We start from the raw sequence: 15,174 nt of genomic DNA on the forward strand, positions 1-15,174 counted from the left end.
CGGCTATCTCGCCAGGAGGGGGGTCGAACGAGGGAGTTGCGACTTGCTGAGGAGCGCGGCAGAGTGCCACGCCATGAAACCTACCGCGTCTCTCTCAAGAGACGTTCAAGCCTCCAGCGATCAATATGCGTAGAATAGGGCATTGCGCCGCAATATCAAGATTATTCGGCGTTCGGGAGCGAAGCCGGATGCTTGCCAGCCATGCGCAGTATTTATCGCATGGCCTGTGGAGACTTGAAGCGGAATGGCAGAGATCTCCCGATTTTCCGCTTCTCGTCTCCTGCCGTCCAACGCGGTGCGTTAGCGATTCCTGGCCTTGCGGGCTGCATAGCGGGCGTCGCGGGCAATTTTCGCCTCCGCCGCCATGGCCACCCGGCTCGCGGCCTGCTGGGCGGTTTCCTGGGCCTCCAATGCCTCGCGGGCGGCCCGCTCGGCCTGTTCCGCCTGCAATGCCTCCTGCTCGGCGGCCTTGCGGGCGTCGCGCGCGGCACGACGTTCGGCCTCGCGGGCCTCGCGGGCGAGGCGCACGGCACGCCGGGCCTCTTCCCGCTCCGCGAAGGCAGGATCGTTCACGCCGGGCTGCGCCTTGAATTTCTCGAGCAGGGCCTTCTTTGCGCCCGCAGCCGTATTCAGGCGCTCCGAGAGCCCTGCGTCCTTAAAACCGTTCATGTCTGTCCATTTCGTGAATTCGGCCCTGCCCCCAAGGCAGGCCGTCAGGCAAGTCCCGCATCGGGCACGCCTTGCATCAGGCGCGGGCACCGAAGGTGGCGATGCGGCACCGGGATCAAGCGCCGGCGGTCCCGGTGGCGGTGGTCCCGGATTTCAGTGCAAAAGGATTTCGGTACGAAAAAAGGCGGCCTGAGCCGCCCTTCTTTTCCGAACCCGCTGCGTTCACAGCGCGCGCAGGTTTTCCGCAGCGACCTTGCCACGGCGCGGATCGCGGATCGCGTCGAAGGAAAGCTTCTGGCCTTCCCCGAGGTTGCTGATCCCGGCGCGCTCGACGGCGGAGATGTGAACGAACACGTCGGGCGTGCCGTCTTCGGGTTGGATGAAGCCGAAGCCCTTGGTGGCGTTGAAAAACTTGACGGTACCGATAGCCATGGGTCAGTCCCCTTCCTGGCGTTGCCCTGCACAACATTGGACAGGGCATCAATTCACTACGGGAAGAGACCCAGATCCTTGTTCAGGATCAGAATAACAAAGCCCAGAGCAACGTCGACCAACAGAAAATAAGATATGCCCCGGATTCTTACAAGCGCAAAAATACCGCCGAGTGGAAATTCCCGATTTTATTGCCGGATTACGGCTTTGACGTCAGGCCGGCATTGGTGTTTTTGCTGTCGCCGAAGCCACATACCGGACATGGAGTGACGACAATCACCGCACCGCACCGCATTCCAGGAATGCCGGCGGATGTTGGTGCCGTCGCGGCACCGGAGAATTTTCGCGCATCGTGGCGATGCGCGGCGTAGACTTTGCCGGGTCAGAGGATGACCCTCGATTCCATCCAAGGAAGCCGGTAGGCCCAATGCCACCCTCCAGGCCCCGCGTACCAATGCCGCGACCGAATTTCAGCAAGTCCCGCCCCACCGCCGCTTCGGCCGGGGTTCGACCGACACCTGCCCGTGTGAACGGATCGGCGCTTCAAAAACAGTCTCAGTGGCTCGCCCGCGCCGTCGATGCCGAACGCGCCGGTGACGGCGTGGAAGCGGAACTCTGCCGGCAATACGCCGAGCATTGGTTTCGCGTCTCACGCGGACAGGAATGAAACCAAGCTGTCGCTCCATCGCGGGAGTCGCTGTGGCGGTGCCGTTTCCATGGGCTGGAAGACGCTCCGCCGCGCCGGTCCCTGCGGGTCGACGCCGCCTGAAGCCAGCCGCCTGGAACCCGCGCCGCAGGCGGACAGCCGGATGGCTTTCATCGAGCGGTCTCCTGCGTCAGGACAGGGCGGGCACCGATCTGGTTCATCCAGCCGAACCAATCCTCCAGGTGCCAGGTATGGGTCAGCCTGCCGTCGGCGATGCGGTGGAACTCGTGGATCGCCATCCGGAAGGAGCGGCCGGTCGGGGCGATCCCGAACCAGTCGCCGCTGTGCGTTCCGGTCATCACGGCGCGCACGGCGGCCCGGCCAGGGGCGCCGACGATCTCCAGGATCTCGATGGTCGTGTCCGGGAATGCGGCACGGAACGCGCGGATCAGCGGCTTCATCCCCTCGCGCCCCGGCTGCTGGCCCGGATTGAGGGGAATGTCCTGCCAATCCTCGGTCACGGCCTCGTCGAGAAGGTCCGGGTTGCCTTCGCTGAAGGCACGGTAGAGCGTCTCGATCGCCAGCCGGTCCAGTGGCGTGAGGCCGGTTTCGGCCGGCGTTTCGGTCTTCGGTGTCATCGTGGCGTCTCCTGACTGCGGTGCGATGAGGGGACGTTACCCGGCGCCGGTTCATGTTTGAAATCGATCTTTGATATGTGGCAACATCCATGTCATGGATTTGCATGGCATCGACCTGAACCTGCTCGTGGCCTTCGACGCCCTGATGGCCGAGCGCAGCGTAACGCGGGCCGGGACGCGCATCGGCCGCACCCAGCCGGCGATGAGCGCCGCCCTGGCGCGCCTGCGCGGGCTGCTGAAGGATGAGCTGTTCGTCCGCGGGCCGAACGGGCTGCAGCCGACGCCGCTCGCGCTCGACCTGGCGGAGCCGATCACCCACGCCCTTGCCGAACTCCAGCGGGCGCTGGAGTTCACGCAGAGCTTCGATCCGTCGACCTCGACCGCCAGCTTCGGCCTCGGCCTGTCGGAACACCCGACCTACGCCCTGCTGCCGAGCTTGCTGGAGGTGTTGCGCGAACAGGCTCCCGGCATCACCCTGCGCATCCGCAATTTCATCGCGCGGGACGATGCCATCGGCATGCTCGACACGGGCAAGGTCGACCTGACGGTGGGCGTGCCGCCGACGCCCACCGTCAGGATCCTCAGCCGGCCATTGTTCGAGGAACGTTTCGTCTGCGTCGTCCGCAAGGGACATCCGACCCTGCGCCCGCCTCTCCGGCTCGACAGCTTCCTGGAGCATTCGCACCTTCTGGTGTCGCCGGAGAACGACAGCTACGGGGTGGTCGATGCGGCCCTGGCCAAGCGGGGCCTGAAGCGCCGGCTGGCGTTGACGCTGCCGCACCTGTACGCCGCCCCGGTCCTCGTGGCCCGGTCGGATATGGTCGCCACCTTGATGGAAGGCGTTGTCGCCGCGTCGGGCCATGCGGAGCGGCTTTGCATCATGCCGGCCCCGCTGGACCTGCCGTCGATCCCCTTCGCCCTGTCCTGGCACCGCCGCAACGATGTCCATCCGGCGCAGCGGTGGTTCCGCGACCTGCTGACGTCGGTCCCACCCCGCGCCGGCCTGCGTCAGGCGGAGCAGCCGAACCGGTAACGGCGCCGGCTGGACCGCGCAAGGATTTCGCTCAGCACGCCAACAATCCGCAACAGGATTTTCCGAACCCCCGCCATCCCCGGCCAACCCGCAAAATCATTTGCCTGCGAAGGGCGCACACTCGTCCCAACGAACGATAATCGAGGGGACGGGACATGGACGGCATGCCGAGCAGTCTGCGGGGCGGCCTGTGCGCCGAAGCCGCCGCGATCGACCGCGGCTATCGCCTGGACGACCGCTACACCCGCGCCGAGGGGCAGGTCTACCTGTCGGGAACCCAGGCGCTGGTCCGGCTGCTGCTGCTCCAGGCGGACAGCGACCGGCGGGCCGGGCTGAACACCGCCGGCTTCGTCAGCGGCTATCGCGGCTCGCCGCTGGGCGGGCTCGATCAGGCGCTGTGGCAGGCCCGGCCGCATCTGGACAGCCACGCCATCGCCTTCGTCCCCGGCGTCAACGAGGATCTGGGCGCGACCGCGGTGATGGGGTCGCAGCAGGTCGAATCCTCCGGCGAGGGCACCGTCGACGGCGTGTTCGGCCTGTGGTACGGCAAGGGGCCGGGGGTCGACCGCTCCGGCGACGTGCTGAAGCATGCCAACGCCTATGGCAGCTCGCCGCGCGGCGGCGTGCTGGCGGTGGCCGGCGACGACCATGGCTGCGTGTCGTCCAGCATGCCGCACCAGAGCGACCTCGCCATGATCGCCTGGTCGATGCCGGTGCTGAACCCGGCCGGCGTGCGCGACTATCTGGAGTTCGGCCTCTATGGCTACGCGCTGTCGCGCTTCTCCGGCGCCTGGGTCGGGTTCAAGGCGATCTCGGAATCGGTGGAAAGCGCGGCGACCGTGCGTCTGCCACGGCTCGATGCGCCGTTCCTGCCGGTGGCGTTCGAGCCGCCGCCGGGCGGGCTGCATTACCGCTGGCCCGACCTGCCCGGCCTCGCCATCGAGGAGCGGCTGGCCGCCAAGGTCGCGGCGGTCAAGGCCTTCGCCGGCGTCAACCGCATCGACCGCACGGTGCTGGGGACCGGCGGCTGGCTGCGCATCCTCACCGCCGGCAAGGCGCATCTCGACCTGATGGAGGCGCTGCGGGTGCTGGGCATCGGCCCGGCCGAGGCGGCGGAGATCGGGCTGTCGGTCCACAAGATCGGCCTGTCCTGGCCGCTGGAGCCCGGCTTCGCCCTGTCGGCCGCCCGCGGGGCCGAGGAGATCCTGGTGGTGGAGGAGAAGGCCCCGGTGGTCGAGGGCCAGCTGAAGGATCTGCTCTACCATCTGCCGGCCGGGGAGCGGCCGCGCGCCGTGGTCGGCAAGACCGACGAGGCCGGCGCCGCCCTGCTGCCGGCCACCGGCGAGCTGCGCCCATGGATCGTCGCCCGGGCGCTGGTGGAGCGCATCCGCCGCCGCTTCCCGCAGCGCGACCTTACCGGGCGGTTGGCCGAGCTGCTGGCCGGGCTGCTGCCGGGAGAGACGCCCGCCGCCCCCGCGCTGGCCCGCACGCCCTATTTCTGCTCCGGCTGCCCGCACAACAGCTCGACCAGGGTGCCCGACGGCAGCAAGGCGATGGCCGGCATCGGCTGCCATTTCATGGCGTCCTGGATGGACCGCGACACCGTCGGCCTCAGCCAGATGGGCGGCGAGGGGGTGAGCTGGGTCGGGCAGGCTCCCTTCAGCAAGCGCCCGCACATGTTCCAGAATCTGGGGGAAGGCACCTATTTCCATTCCGGGCTGCTGGCGATCCGGCAGGCGGTCGCCGCCAAGGTCAACATCACCTACAAGATCCTGTTCAACGATGCCGTGGCGATGACCGGCGGCCAGCCGGTCGACGGCCCGATCTCGGTCGACGCCATCACTCGCCAGCTGGCGGCGGAGGGCATCACCCGCATCGCCGTGGTCAGCGACGCGCCGGAGAAATACGACAGCCGGTCGGGGCTGGCCCCCTTCACGACGGTGCATCGCCGGGAGACGCTCGACGCCGTCCAGCGCGAGATGCGCGGCATCCCCGGCGTCACCGCCATCGTCTATGAGCAGACCTGCGCCGCCGAGAAGCGCCGCCGCCGCAAGCGCGGCACCCTGGCCGACCCGGCGCGGCGGATGGTGATCAACGATCTGGTCTGCGAGGGCTGCGGCGATTGCGGCCGGAAGTCCAACTGCCTGTCGGTGCAGCCCAAGCCGACCGAGTTCGGCATGAAGCGGCAGATCGACCAATCCAGCTGCAACAAGGATTATTCCTGCGCCGACGGCTTCTGCCCGAGCTTCGTCTCGGTGGTCGGCGGGAGCCTGCGCAAGCCGGATCCGGACCGGGTCGCCGCCCGCTTCGCCGACGAGCTGGCGGGATTGCCGCTGCCGGCGGCGGCGATGAGGGAGGAACCGGCGGAGATCCTGATCGTCGGCGTCGGCGGCACCGGCGTCGTCACCATCGGCGCGCTGCTGGCGATGGCGGCGCATCTGGAGGGCAAGGCGTCCTCGGTGCTGGACTTCATGGGCTTCGCGCAGAAGGGCGGCGCGGTCTACAGCCATCTGCGGGTGGCGGAAGACGCCGCAAGGCTGAACCAGTCGCGCATCGACCCGAAACGGGCGCAGCTGGTGCTGGCCTGCGACACGCTGGTCGCCGCCTCGCCGGACGCGCTGAAGACGGTGCGGCTGGGGCGGACGCGGGTGGTGGCGAACGGCCATGTCGCCCCGACCGGCGCCTTCACCCGCGACGGAAGCAAGCTGCCGGATGCCGGCGCCCTGCTGCGGAGCCTGCGCCGCGCCGCCGGGGCCGACCGGGTCGAGGCGGTCGACGCCAACCGGGTGGTGACCGCCCTGTTCGGCGACAGCATCCTCGCCAACGTCTTCCTGATGGGCGTCGCCTTCCAGAAGGGGCTGCTGCCGGTCGGGCTGGAGGCGCTGACCCGCGCCATCGAGCTGAACGGCACCGGGGTCGCCGCCAACCTGCGCGCCTTCGCCTTCGGCCGGCTCGCAGCCCATCGGCCGGAGGTTCTGGCCGGGCTGGGCGTCGAGGAGGAGGCGCCCGCGGGCGATCTCGCCACCATCGTCGAGCGGCGGGCCGGCTTCCTGACCGAGTACCAGGACCGCGCCTATGCCGAACGCTACCGCGCGCTGGTCGAGCGGGCGCGACAGGCCGAGGCGCGGGTCGCCCCCGGTTCGACCGCGCTGGCCGAGGCGGTGGCGCGCAGCGCCTTCACGCTGATGGCCTACAAGGACGAATACGAGGTGGCGCGGCTGCACGCCGATCCGGCCTTCGCCAGGAGCCTGGGCGAGCGGTTCGAAGGCGACTGGAAGCCGGTCTTCCACCTCGCCCCGCCCCTGCTGTCGCGGGAGACCGACGGCCATGGCGAACCGCGCAAGATGGCGCTGGGCGCCTGGGTGCTGCCGCTGTTCCGCGGGCTGGCGGCCTGCCGGCGGCTGCGCGGCACGGCGTTCGACCCGTTCGGCCATACGGCGGAGCGCCGGATGGAGCGCGCCCTGATCGTCCGATACGAGGCCACGGTGGCGGAGATCGCGGAGCGGCTGAGCGCCGACCGGCTCGCCGCCGCGGTGGAGCTGGCGGCGCTGCCGCAGGAGATCCGCGGCTTCGGGCCGGTCAAGCAGCGCGCATGGGAAACGGTCGAGCCGCGCTGGCGGGCGTTGGAGGACAGCTTGCGCGACCGGACGGCCAAGGCGGCGTGAGGCGGGGTCACTTCTCCAGGAAATGCAGGAAGGGAAAGGTCTGGAAGTCGAAACGGACCAGGGCCGGCGCGCAGCCGGCGCGGACCATGTAATCGTGGGTGCAGAAGGGGGCGGCCTGATCGAGCCCCCAATAGGCCCGCCCCTCCGCAAAATGCCGGCCGATATAGGCAACCACGAGGTCGAGGTAGCGCTGCGCGGCCGGCGTCCGGTTGAAGGCCAGGAATCCGGCCAGGAAATCGCGGGTCGGCCCGCGGCCCCGCCGGTCCTGCATCACCGCGACATCCCAGTCCCCCCAACCGGCCAGCGCCGCCCCCGGATCGGCGAGCAGCAGCGCATCGACGTCGACCTGGATCACCGGGCCGCCCCCCTGCCCTGGCCCTTGCCGCAGAAGCTGCTGCGTCACCGCGAAGCGCGCGGAGGCGAACCAGGTCAGCCGCACCGGGTCGGGCAAACCGCCGAGTTCGACGGTCTCAAAGGACAGGGACAGTGCGGGCTCCCCGGCGCGGGCCAGCTCTACGAGCGCCGCTTCGGTCCCGACCGACGGGTTGACGACATGCACATGCACGGCGCAGGACGGGGCGTGCGTGCGCGCCGACGCCAGGAAGGCGGCGCCGAACCGCTGCCAATAGGATTCGTCGCAGCCCACCAGCAGGATCGGCCGGCCATCGGCGCGCGGCGGAACCGCGATGCGGCGGCCGGTGCCGGCAAACAGGCCGGGCGGCTCGGCGGCCAGCCGGTCGAAGAAGGCCGCTTCGCTGCGCACCATCGACCACAGCAGCATCTCGAAATCGGCGGCGATCGCCTGCGCCGGCCAGTGGCGGGCGTATTTGCGGAAATAGCGGCGGGCAAGGTCGAGCCGTCCCTTGCGGTAGAGGTGGTAGCAGACGACAGAGAGGGCGGAGGAGAGGACGGCGGAGGGGGCGCCGCCGTCGCGCGGCTCGGCCATCAGCCGGCGGCGCCCGGCCTCCGCGACCCGCGCCAGCATCCCGTCCTCCATCACCCCGGTCTGCAGGGCGACGATGGCGGTGCCGAACAGGTTGCGGCCGGCATCCGCGCTGCTGGCGGCATGGCCGCCGGCGGCGGCGCGGGCGAAGGCGTCGACCGCCTCCGCCATCGCCGCGCGGTCGACCAGTCGCCCGGCGGTGGCCAGGGTGGCCGCCATCAGCCGGCTGTCCGCCAGCCGGCAGAGGCCCAGCCGGTACAGGCAGTCGGGGCGGCCGGGCTGGAGCATGTCCAGGCGGCGGTATGCCTCCTCCGCCTCGGCGATGCGGTCCTGCGCATAGAGGCAATCGCCGAGCCGCAGCAAGTGGGAGTCGCTGTCCGGCGACAGCCGCAGGGCACGGCGCAGGGCGGCGGCGGCGGCAGGGCCGTCGCCCAGGTCGGTCAGGGCGCCGGCCAGATTGCCGAACGGCTTGACCCAGCCGGGATCGAGCGCCAGCGCCGCCCGGTGCCGGCCGCCGGCCTCCGCCGCCTTCCCCAGTGCGCGCAGAGCAGAGCCGAGATTGTCATGGTAGGCGGCGCAGAGGGGATCCCGCCGGATCGCCTCGCCGATCAGGCGCACCGCTTCGCCGGACTGGCCGGACTGGTGGTTCAGAACCCCCAGCAGATGCCACGCATCGGCCGTGCCGGGGGCGGCCTGGACGATCTTGCGGTAGATGTCCGCCGCCTCGGCCAGCCGGCCGCCCTGGTGCAGACCGACGGCGATGCGCAGGGCTTCGGAAACGGTGGTCATCGGCAGCCGGCTCTGTCATCGGGGAGTGCAGGACCACCCCTGATTACAGCAAAGACGGGCCGCTGTCGCGTTTGGACAGGCCAGCGTTTGGACAGGTCCGCGTTTGGTCGGTCCGGTCAAGGGCCGTCCGGGTCCGGCGCCTCCAGCATGGTTTCCGGCAGGGTCATCGTCATGGCGTCGAAGGGCGCCAGCAGGGCGCGGACATCGGAGCCGACGCCGCAGGCGCGGTATTCCAGCCGCACCGCCTCGATCCGCTCCGGCAGCACCCGCTTGCGGTCGGTGATCAGCTGCCACGCCAGCACGCAGGAATTCTCCGCATCCTGCGCGGTGACATAGTCGTAGTCGCCGTAGCGGTTGCGGCGGGCGTAATCCGCTACCTTGACGCGCATCTCCGGGAACTCGCGCGCCGTCGCCGCCGTCAGCGTCTCCATGGTGTAGAGCGGCACCGGGAAGATGCGCGGCGGCTGGACCAGCGCGCCCATCAGGCTGTCGGGCAGGGTCTGCACGTCGATGGACAGGCGGTTCTCGCCCGGCAGCACCGTCGGGTTGCCCAGCACGACGATGTAGGATTTGTAGACCGTCCCGGTGTCGCGCGTCCGCGCCGCGACGATGGGGAAATCGCGGCTCTCCGGCAGCGTCACCGGCAGGGCCGCGGGCTGGATCCGCCGCCAGGGCGTCGGCGACTGGGTCAGGTTGTCGCGCACCCAGCCGGCGCAGCCCGAGGTCAGCAGGACGCAAGCGGCCAGCACCCCCCATGTTGCGCCCCGTGTCGCGCCCCGTGTCGCGGTCCGCATCGCCGTCCCGGATGCGCGGTGCGGGCGGAGCCCGGCGCGGCTTCCGCTGGAGGTTCCAGTCATCGCGGTCCCCTTACCAGTCATGGTAGATGGTCTTCCAGGTGATGCTGAGGCCTTCGCGCGAGTCCTCGGTGCTCAGCCGGTCGTCGATGGCCTTGAACTGGGCATAGGCCTCGTCGTAGCGCATCAGGTTGTACAGCGCCCAGCCGCGCACGATGCCGAGATTGCGCGGTTCCGGCTCCAGCGCCTTGCGGGCGTCGAGCAGGCGCAGCACGTCGTTGTAGCGCTTGTCCTCCAGCGCCCGGTTGGCCTCGGTCGCCAGCAGCGCGACCCGGATCTCCGCCTTCTGCGCCGCGGTCATGTTGGCGCGCGGCAGGTCGCGGGTCAGGCCGACGACGTCGCCGGTCGTCAGCCGGGCGATCGCCTGGCCATAGACGTTCTCCTGCTCGCGCGTCGCCGCCTGCGGCAGGCCGGAGGCGGCGCCCTTGCCCGAGCTTCCGCTCCTGGCCGGTTCACCCTTGGCCGGTTCGCGCGCCGCCAGGACCTGCGCCTCGGCGAAGGCGGCCTCGGCCTCCGACGGGCGCTTCATCTCCAGCAGGCACCAGCCGCGCTGCTGCAGCAGGGCGGCGGTCGGGCCGCTGCGGGCGATGGCGCTGCGGATGATGCCGAGGCATTCGGCATAATCGTGGCGGGCCAGCGCCCGGTCGAGCGGGCTCGGCCCCTGCGGGCCGCTGGGACGGCCGGAGCCGCCGGCCGGGCCGCGCGGCGGGTCGACCGCCTTCAGCGCCTGATCGATGCGGGAGGACTTGCCCTTCCAGGGGGCGGCGGCGGCCCGGGCCTGCGCCTTCTCGCCCAACCCGTTGTAGGCCAGCACCAGCCCTTCCGCCGCCTTGTCGGAGGGCGCCCAGCCGTTGGCCTGGGAGAACCAGGCCTGGGCCTCGGCATAGTTCTTCTGCCGCTGGAAATACCAGCCGAGCGCGATGGCGCCGTCGGCGTCCTGCTTCTCGCGGACGATGCCCTCGATCCGCGAGCGGTCGGCCTCCGACAGGGCGCCCGCCTTGGCCCCCGCGCCGGCGGCGCCGAGCCGGTCCAGCAGGCGGCCGGTTTCCAGCTCCGCCTCCACGGCGCGGACGGTGGAATAATCCTCTCCCGCCGCCGGGTTGGCGGTGGCGCCCAGCGCCGTCAGCTCGCGCAGCCGCTCCGGGCTCAGATAACGGGACGCCTTGAAGATGGTGTCGCGCCGCTCCGCGGCCTTGGGGCAGGTGGTGACGACGGTCCGGTAGGTCTCGAAGGCGCGGTCGGCCTGCTTCAGCTCGGCATAGGCCTCGGCCAGACGCCACGCATTGTCCAGCCGGTTGCAGGCCACCGCCTCCGGCTGGGCGGCGGCGGCGTCGATCACGTCCTGCCAGCGCTTGGTGTCGCTGGCCGAGCGCAGGCGGCCGGCCCCCTCGGCGAGGTCGAGTTCCTGCAGCAGCTTCTGCGACGGCTGCCAGGAGGGGGTCTTGCGCCGCTGCTCGGCGATGGCGGCGCGCGTCTCCGCCACCTTGCCGGCGGAAAGCTGGGCCCAGAACGGGCTTTCGTCGACGCCGGGGGCGGTCGGCTGCGGCGCGAACAGATCCTTGGGCGGTTCCCAGCCGGGGTCGAGCGCGCGCAGCCGGGCGATCTCCGCCTCCAGCCGCTCGACGTCGCCGATGCGGGCGTAATAGCGCAGCGCCGTCTCGTCCACCTTGCCGGCGGCGGGCGCGGAGCCGCTGCCGGGCGCCGGCGCCACCTCCACCTTCACGCCGGGGGCGAGCGCCCGGCCGCCGCCGTTCGCCTGCGCCCAGGCGCCGGTCCCGCAGCACAGCGTTGCCGCACCGGCGAGAAGGAGGGCGGGAAGAGTGCGGAAGGCAGGACGGGTCACGGCTCGATCCCCAGGCTTTGCGCCGCCAGCGCGGATAGATGGGCCAAGGTGCTGGAGTAGTAATCCTCGTCCGGCGCCAGCGGCGGCACCGTCACCGCATTGCCCGCCCCGGCAAGCGCCGAGGCCAGCCGGTAGACCGCCAGCATGCCGACCGACGCCGCGACCTGGGTGGTGGTGCCGCCCGGCAGCGACACGGTGGCGGGGATCGCCGCCCCGCCATATCTCGCCGCCAGCATGGCGTAGGGACGGAAATAATAGGGATCGCGATAGCCGTCCCAGGCCAGATACAGCGGCACCCGCACCGCGTCGTAGCCGTACTGCTTCTTGAAGCCGTCGGCGACGGCGACGGCGCCGTCCGCGTCCAGCGCCAGCCAGTCCGGCGGCAGCTGGAAACCGCCGAAGCGGGCCTTCGACAGCAGGACGAGGCCGGACTCCGCCAGCCGGCCCCAGCGTCCCCCGTCGGGCAGGGCGGCGAAGGCGCGGATCGCCGGGAAGATCCAATAGCTGGGATTGAGCACCAGCGCGTCGCCCTTGCGGAAGCCGTCGCGCCCCGGCAGCAGCACGGTCAGCCCGGCCTGCTCGACCAGCACCGCGGCGGCCAGCGCCCTGACGATGGCGATGGCGGCGCTGCGGTAGGCCCCGTCGCCCCAGGTCTCGGCGGCGCGCAGCAGGGCCCAGGCGATCAGCATGTCGCCGTCCGACGCGTTGTTGCGGTCGGTGACGCCGCCGTCCGGCATCCAGCGCCAGGCGGCCAGACCGTCGCCGCGCACCATCAGCATGCGCTGGGTCCAGCCCCACAGGCAGTCGAAGGCGGCGCGGTCGCCGGCCGCCACCGCCAGCAGCATGCCGTAGCCCTGCCCTTCGGAATGGCTGACGCCCTTGTTGCCGCTGTCGACGATCCGCCCGTCCGGCTGCAGGAAGCGGTCGGCGTAGCGGCGCCATGCCGACCCGTCGAACGGCGCCGCCAGCGCTCCGCCCACCAGCCCCGGCCCCGCCGCCGGCAGTGCCGCCGCCAGCCCGAGGGCGGCCGTCCCGATCAGCACCTCGCGCCGTGTCGCCGTCATGACCCGCTCCGTTCCCGATTCCCGTGTTTCAGCAGCAGCCGCATGGCGACCGTCAGCAGCACCGCCGTCCCCATCAGCAGCGCGAACAGCAGCTCGATCCGCTGCGACAGGTTGCGCGCCAGGATCAGGATCAGGTTGCCGATGTCAAAGGGGTTGAGGATGATCTGGTAGGGCCGCGACGCCTCCAGCGTGGTGACGGCCGGCGCGGCGCTGCTCCACAAGGCGCCGCCGCCGCGCAGCTTGTCCCACTGCCCCGCCTCGCCCAGGCTGCGCATGGCGCGGTCGATCGAACGGGAATCCGAGGCGGTCAGCAGCGTCCAGGTCAGCGTCTCGGTGCCCGGCGCGCGGTATTGCAGCAGGGCGGCTTCGGGCAGCGTCTCGGTGTTCTCGGTCAGGGCGACGACGTCGACCGGCGCATCCTCCGCCGTCCAGTGGTTGACGTAGCGCGCCGCCGCCGCCATGGCCCGCCGGGCCCAGTCGGGGATCCAGCCGCCGGAGGCTCCGGCATCCTTGGCGTCGCCGGCCATGCGCTGCCAGCGGTCCTGCGAGCCGCCCTGGACGCCGCCCTGGGCGCCGCCGTCCGCCGCCAGCGCGCTGCCGGCCAGCCCCATGGCCGACACCGCGCCGGCCCGCGCACTGCCCTGGCGGGCGGGAATGCCCGACCAACCGAGCCGCAGCCGGTCGACCAGCGCCCGGCGGTCGGCCGCCGGCATCGGCTCGCCGCGGGCGCCGGCCTGGGCGATCAGCGAGCCCGCCTCCAGCAGCCCGGCCAGCCGGTCGGCCGGGATGGGGGCCGAGGCGAAGACCGCCTGCGGCAGCGCCGCCACCGGCCCGACGATCAGCGCGTTGTCGGCAGGCCCGCCGTCCCAGCCGACATAGGGCACCACCGTCATCGGCTCGCCCGCCCGCTGCGCCAGCCGGGCGGTCAGGCTCCAGGCGGCGCCGAACCAGGCCGGGTCGCGCCCGACGACGACGAGGTCGAAGGGCGGCGCCGGCTCGGTCCCGGCGGTGCCGCCATAGGGATATGCTGTGTTGGCGAAGCCGCCCAGGCTGGGCAGGGTGACCAGCCGGGCGAAGCCGGGGATTTCGATGGCGGAGCTGTCGAACAGGGTGAAGGTCGGCCGCCGCACCGCGAAGACGCAGTCGGTGCCGCCGGCCGGCGGCAGTTCCGCCTCGACCTCGATCAGGTTCGGGCCGGGGCGGAACAGCGTCATCGGCAGCGGCATCTCGCCATTCTCGACGATGCTGCTGGAGCGCTTGTCGATCTCCATGGCGCCGGCGGGCTGGCCGTTCACCCGGACGTTCAGGATCGCGCCGGGGCCGAGGTCGCCCTCGAAGGCGGCATTGACGTGGAACAGGATGGAGCGGTCGCTGACCGGGGCGAAGCCGGTCGGCAGGGTCAGGCCGAAGCGTCCGGCATAGCGGTAGCCGCTGTGCCGGACGGTCTGGAAGCCCAGCTCCGACAGGCGGTAGCGCCCCTCCGCCTGGACCGGCACGCGCGGCGCGACGGCAGGCGGGCCGGCCGCGTCGGCGACGATCGTCGAGCTCTGGGTCGGCAGCGGCCGGGTGACGTCGGCCAGCCGCATCACCGCCTGATCGACCTCCTGCTGGGTCCGGCCGGAGGCGACGGCGACGAAGGCCCCGCCACCGGTGCCGCCACCGGTACCGCCGCCGGCCGGCAGCGGGTAGACGGCCAGGAAGGGGCCGGTGATGGCCGCGGCGCGCGCCTCGCCCAGCAGCGGGGCGATGCGGTCGCGGGTGCCGATCAGGATGGCCTTGCCGCCCGGCAGCGGCAGGCTTTCCAGCGTCGGCCCCAGCATCGGCACGGAACCGGCCGCTCCAGCCTCCGCCCCCTTCGGCGGCACGGAAACCGCCACCACCCGCGGCGTCTGGTCGCCCAGCAGCAGGCCGTAGGACTGGGCCACCATCGAGCCCCAGCCGAGCTCGTCGGCGTCGATCCCGCCGCCGGGCTCGACGATCGCCAGCGGCTCGCGCGCACGGTCGGATGCGGCCAGCAGCTGGCGCATCATGGCGAGGTCGGGCGTGGGGACGCCGCCGTCGGACACCAGCGTCAGCGACGAGGCGGCAAGGTCGATCCGCGCCCACAGGTCGTAGGTGCCGCGCACCGTGCAGATGGCGCGGTGCTGGGCGTTGGTCTGGAAGACGATCCGGTTCTCGCCCGGCCGGATCAGGCTGGCCGGCAGGGTGATGGCGGCATTGACCGGACCCTTGAAGGCGGCGAGCGGCAGGTCGGCCACCGGCGAGCCGTTGATGAAGACCGACATCGAGCCCTTCTCGGGCAGGATGTCGATGCCGTTCTCATAGGTCAGCGCCAGCACCACGGAGGTCAGCCCGACCACCGGCGGCAGGACGGCGCGCAGCGCCACCGTCTCCGTCTCGCCATGCAGCGTGACCTCGGCCTGGCCGTCGCGCAGGTTCGACAGCGGGATCACCCGCTTGTCGGCGGCCAGCGCCGGGGCGGCCCAGCCGAGCCACAGCGAGAGGGCCAGCAGGAGGAGGGCCGCCGACAGGAGGGCCGGCAGAGCCCGGCCGGGCCGGCGGCGGCCGGCGGTATGTGCGCACGAACCGGACATGATC

11 protein-coding genes are annotated in these 15,174 nt (G+C 71.4%); 3 read left to right on the forward strand and 8 right to left on the reverse strand.

Annotation, left to right across the window (positions count from 1 at the left end):
• Nucleotides 1–300: 300 nt before the first annotated feature.
• The gene (locus ABMY26_RS05130) at nucleotides 301–669 is read right to left on the reverse strand and encodes a DUF6481 family protein (protein ID WP_372394411.1); all 369 of its coding nucleotides are present in this window, start codon (nucleotides 667–669) and stop codon (nucleotides 301–303) included.
• 222 nt (nucleotides 670–891) lie between these two features.
• A complete protein-coding gene (locus ABMY26_RS05135) occupies nucleotides 892–1,101 on the reverse strand; it encodes a cold-shock protein (protein WP_045586163.1) in 210 nt (69 codons plus the stop codon).
• A gap of 454 nt (nucleotides 1,102–1,555) precedes the next feature.
• Here ABMY26_RS05135 and ABMY26_RS05140 point away from each other — a divergent pair, with 454 nt between their 5' ends.
• Nucleotides 1,556–1,768, forward strand: a complete 213-nt coding sequence (locus ABMY26_RS05140; protein ID WP_082109431.1) for a DUF4167 domain-containing protein — start codon at nucleotides 1,556–1,558, stop codon at nucleotides 1,766–1,768.
• 149 nt (nucleotides 1,769–1,917) lie between these two features.
• On the opposite strand, the gene ABMY26_RS05145 is transcribed toward ABMY26_RS05140, so the two are convergent.
• Nucleotides 1,918–2,385, reverse strand: a complete 468-nt coding sequence (locus tag ABMY26_RS05145) for an ester cyclase (protein WP_372394412.1) — start codon at nucleotides 2,383–2,385, stop codon at nucleotides 1,918–1,920.
• Nucleotides 2,386–2,479: 94 nt separating this feature from the next.
• On the opposite strand from ABMY26_RS05145, the gene ABMY26_RS05150 reads away from it, so the two are divergent.
• Nucleotides 2,480–3,418, forward strand: a complete 939-nt coding sequence (locus ABMY26_RS05150) for a LysR family transcriptional regulator (protein ID WP_372394413.1) — start codon at nucleotides 2,480–2,482, stop codon at nucleotides 3,416–3,418.
• A gap of 155 nt (nucleotides 3,419–3,573) precedes the next feature.
• On the forward strand, nucleotides 3,574–7,083 hold the full coding sequence (locus tag ABMY26_RS05155) for an indolepyruvate ferredoxin oxidoreductase family protein (protein ID WP_372394414.1): 3,510 nt from the start codon (nucleotides 3,574–3,576) through the stop codon (nucleotides 7,081–7,083).
• A 7-nt stretch (nucleotides 7,084–7,090) separates the two neighbouring features.
• Here the strand turns inward: ABMY26_RS05155 and ABMY26_RS05160 are convergent, their stop codons facing one another.
• From ABMY26_RS05160 to ABMY26_RS05180, 5 genes are all read right to left on the reverse strand, one after another.
• On the reverse strand, nucleotides 7,091–8,815 hold the full coding sequence (locus ABMY26_RS05160) for a tetratricopeptide repeat protein (protein ID WP_372394415.1): 1,725 nt from the start codon (nucleotides 8,813–8,815) through the stop codon (nucleotides 7,091–7,093).
• Nucleotides 8,816–8,931: 116 nt separating this feature from the next.
• Entirely contained in the window at nucleotides 8,932–9,672 is a 741-nt protein-coding gene (gene bcsN / locus ABMY26_RS05165) for a cellulose biosynthesis protein BcsN (protein WP_372394416.1), read from the reverse strand.
• Between the two features lie 10 nt (nucleotides 9,673–9,682).
• Nucleotides 9,683–11,512 carry a hypothetical protein gene (locus ABMY26_RS05170; RefSeq protein ID WP_372394417.1) on the reverse strand — a complete coding sequence of 610 codons (1,830 nt, stop codon included), beginning with the start codon at nucleotides 11,510–11,512 and terminating at the stop codon, nucleotides 9,683–9,685.
• Nucleotides 11,509–12,576, reverse strand: coding sequence for a glycosyl hydrolase family 8 (locus ABMY26_RS05175; protein WP_372394418.1), 1,068 nt, complete (start codon nucleotides 12,574–12,576; stop codon nucleotides 11,509–11,511). The genes ABMY26_RS05170 and ABMY26_RS05175 overlap by 4 nt, the downstream gene beginning before the upstream one ends.
• On the reverse strand, nucleotides 12,573–15,170 hold the full coding sequence (locus tag ABMY26_RS05180; RefSeq protein ID WP_372394419.1) for a cellulose biosynthesis cyclic di-GMP-binding regulatory protein BcsB: 2,598 nt from the start codon (nucleotides 15,168–15,170) through the stop codon (nucleotides 12,573–12,575). Before ABMY26_RS05180 ends, ABMY26_RS05175 begins: the two co-directional genes overlap by 4 nt.
• Between the last annotated feature and the right edge of the window lie 4 nt (nucleotides 15,171–15,174).

The sequence above is a fragment of the Azospirillum sp. HJ39 genome (assembly GCF_041507355.1).
Lineage (GTDB): Bacteria > Pseudomonadota > Alphaproteobacteria > Azospirillales > Azospirillaceae > Azospirillum > Azospirillum thiophilum.

Excerpts from the sequence above, each read along its gene's own strand:
- ABMY26_RS05175 (WP_372394418.1), bottom strand. The coding sequence starts at position 12,576 with ATGACGGCGACACGGCGCGAGGTGCTGATCGGGACGGCCGCCCTCGGG.
- ABMY26_RS05140 (WP_082109431.1), top strand. The coding sequence starts at position 1,556 with ATGCCGCGACCGAATTTCAGCAAGTCCCGCCCCACCGCCGCTTCGGCC.
- ABMY26_RS05180 (WP_372394419.1), bottom strand. The coding sequence starts at position 15,170 with ATGTCCGGTTCGTGCGCACATACCGCCGGCCGCCGCCGGCCCGGCCGG.
- bcsN (WP_372394416.1), bottom strand. The coding sequence starts at position 9,672 with ATGACTGGAACCTCCAGCGGAAGCCGCGCCGGGCTCCGCCCGCACCGC.
- ABMY26_RS05135 (WP_045586163.1), bottom strand. The coding sequence starts at position 1,101 with ATGGCTATCGGTACCGTCAAGTTTTTCAACGCCACCAAGGGCTTCGGC.
- ABMY26_RS05145 (WP_372394412.1), bottom strand. The coding sequence starts at position 2,385 with ATGACACCGAAGACCGAAACGCCGGCCGAAACCGGCCTCACGCCACTG.
- ABMY26_RS05155 (WP_372394414.1), top strand. The coding sequence starts at position 3,574 with ATGGACGGCATGCCGAGCAGTCTGCGGGGCGGCCTGTGCGCCGAAGCC.
- ABMY26_RS05160 (WP_372394415.1), bottom strand. The coding sequence starts at position 8,815 with ATGACCACCGTTTCCGAAGCCCTGCGCATCGCCGTCGGTCTGCACCAG.
- ABMY26_RS05130 (WP_372394411.1), bottom strand. The coding sequence starts at position 669 with ATGAACGGTTTTAAGGACGCAGGGCTCTCGGAGCGCCTGAATACGGCT.
- ABMY26_RS05150 (WP_372394413.1), top strand. The coding sequence starts at position 2,480 with ATGGATTTGCATGGCATCGACCTGAACCTGCTCGTGGCCTTCGACGCC.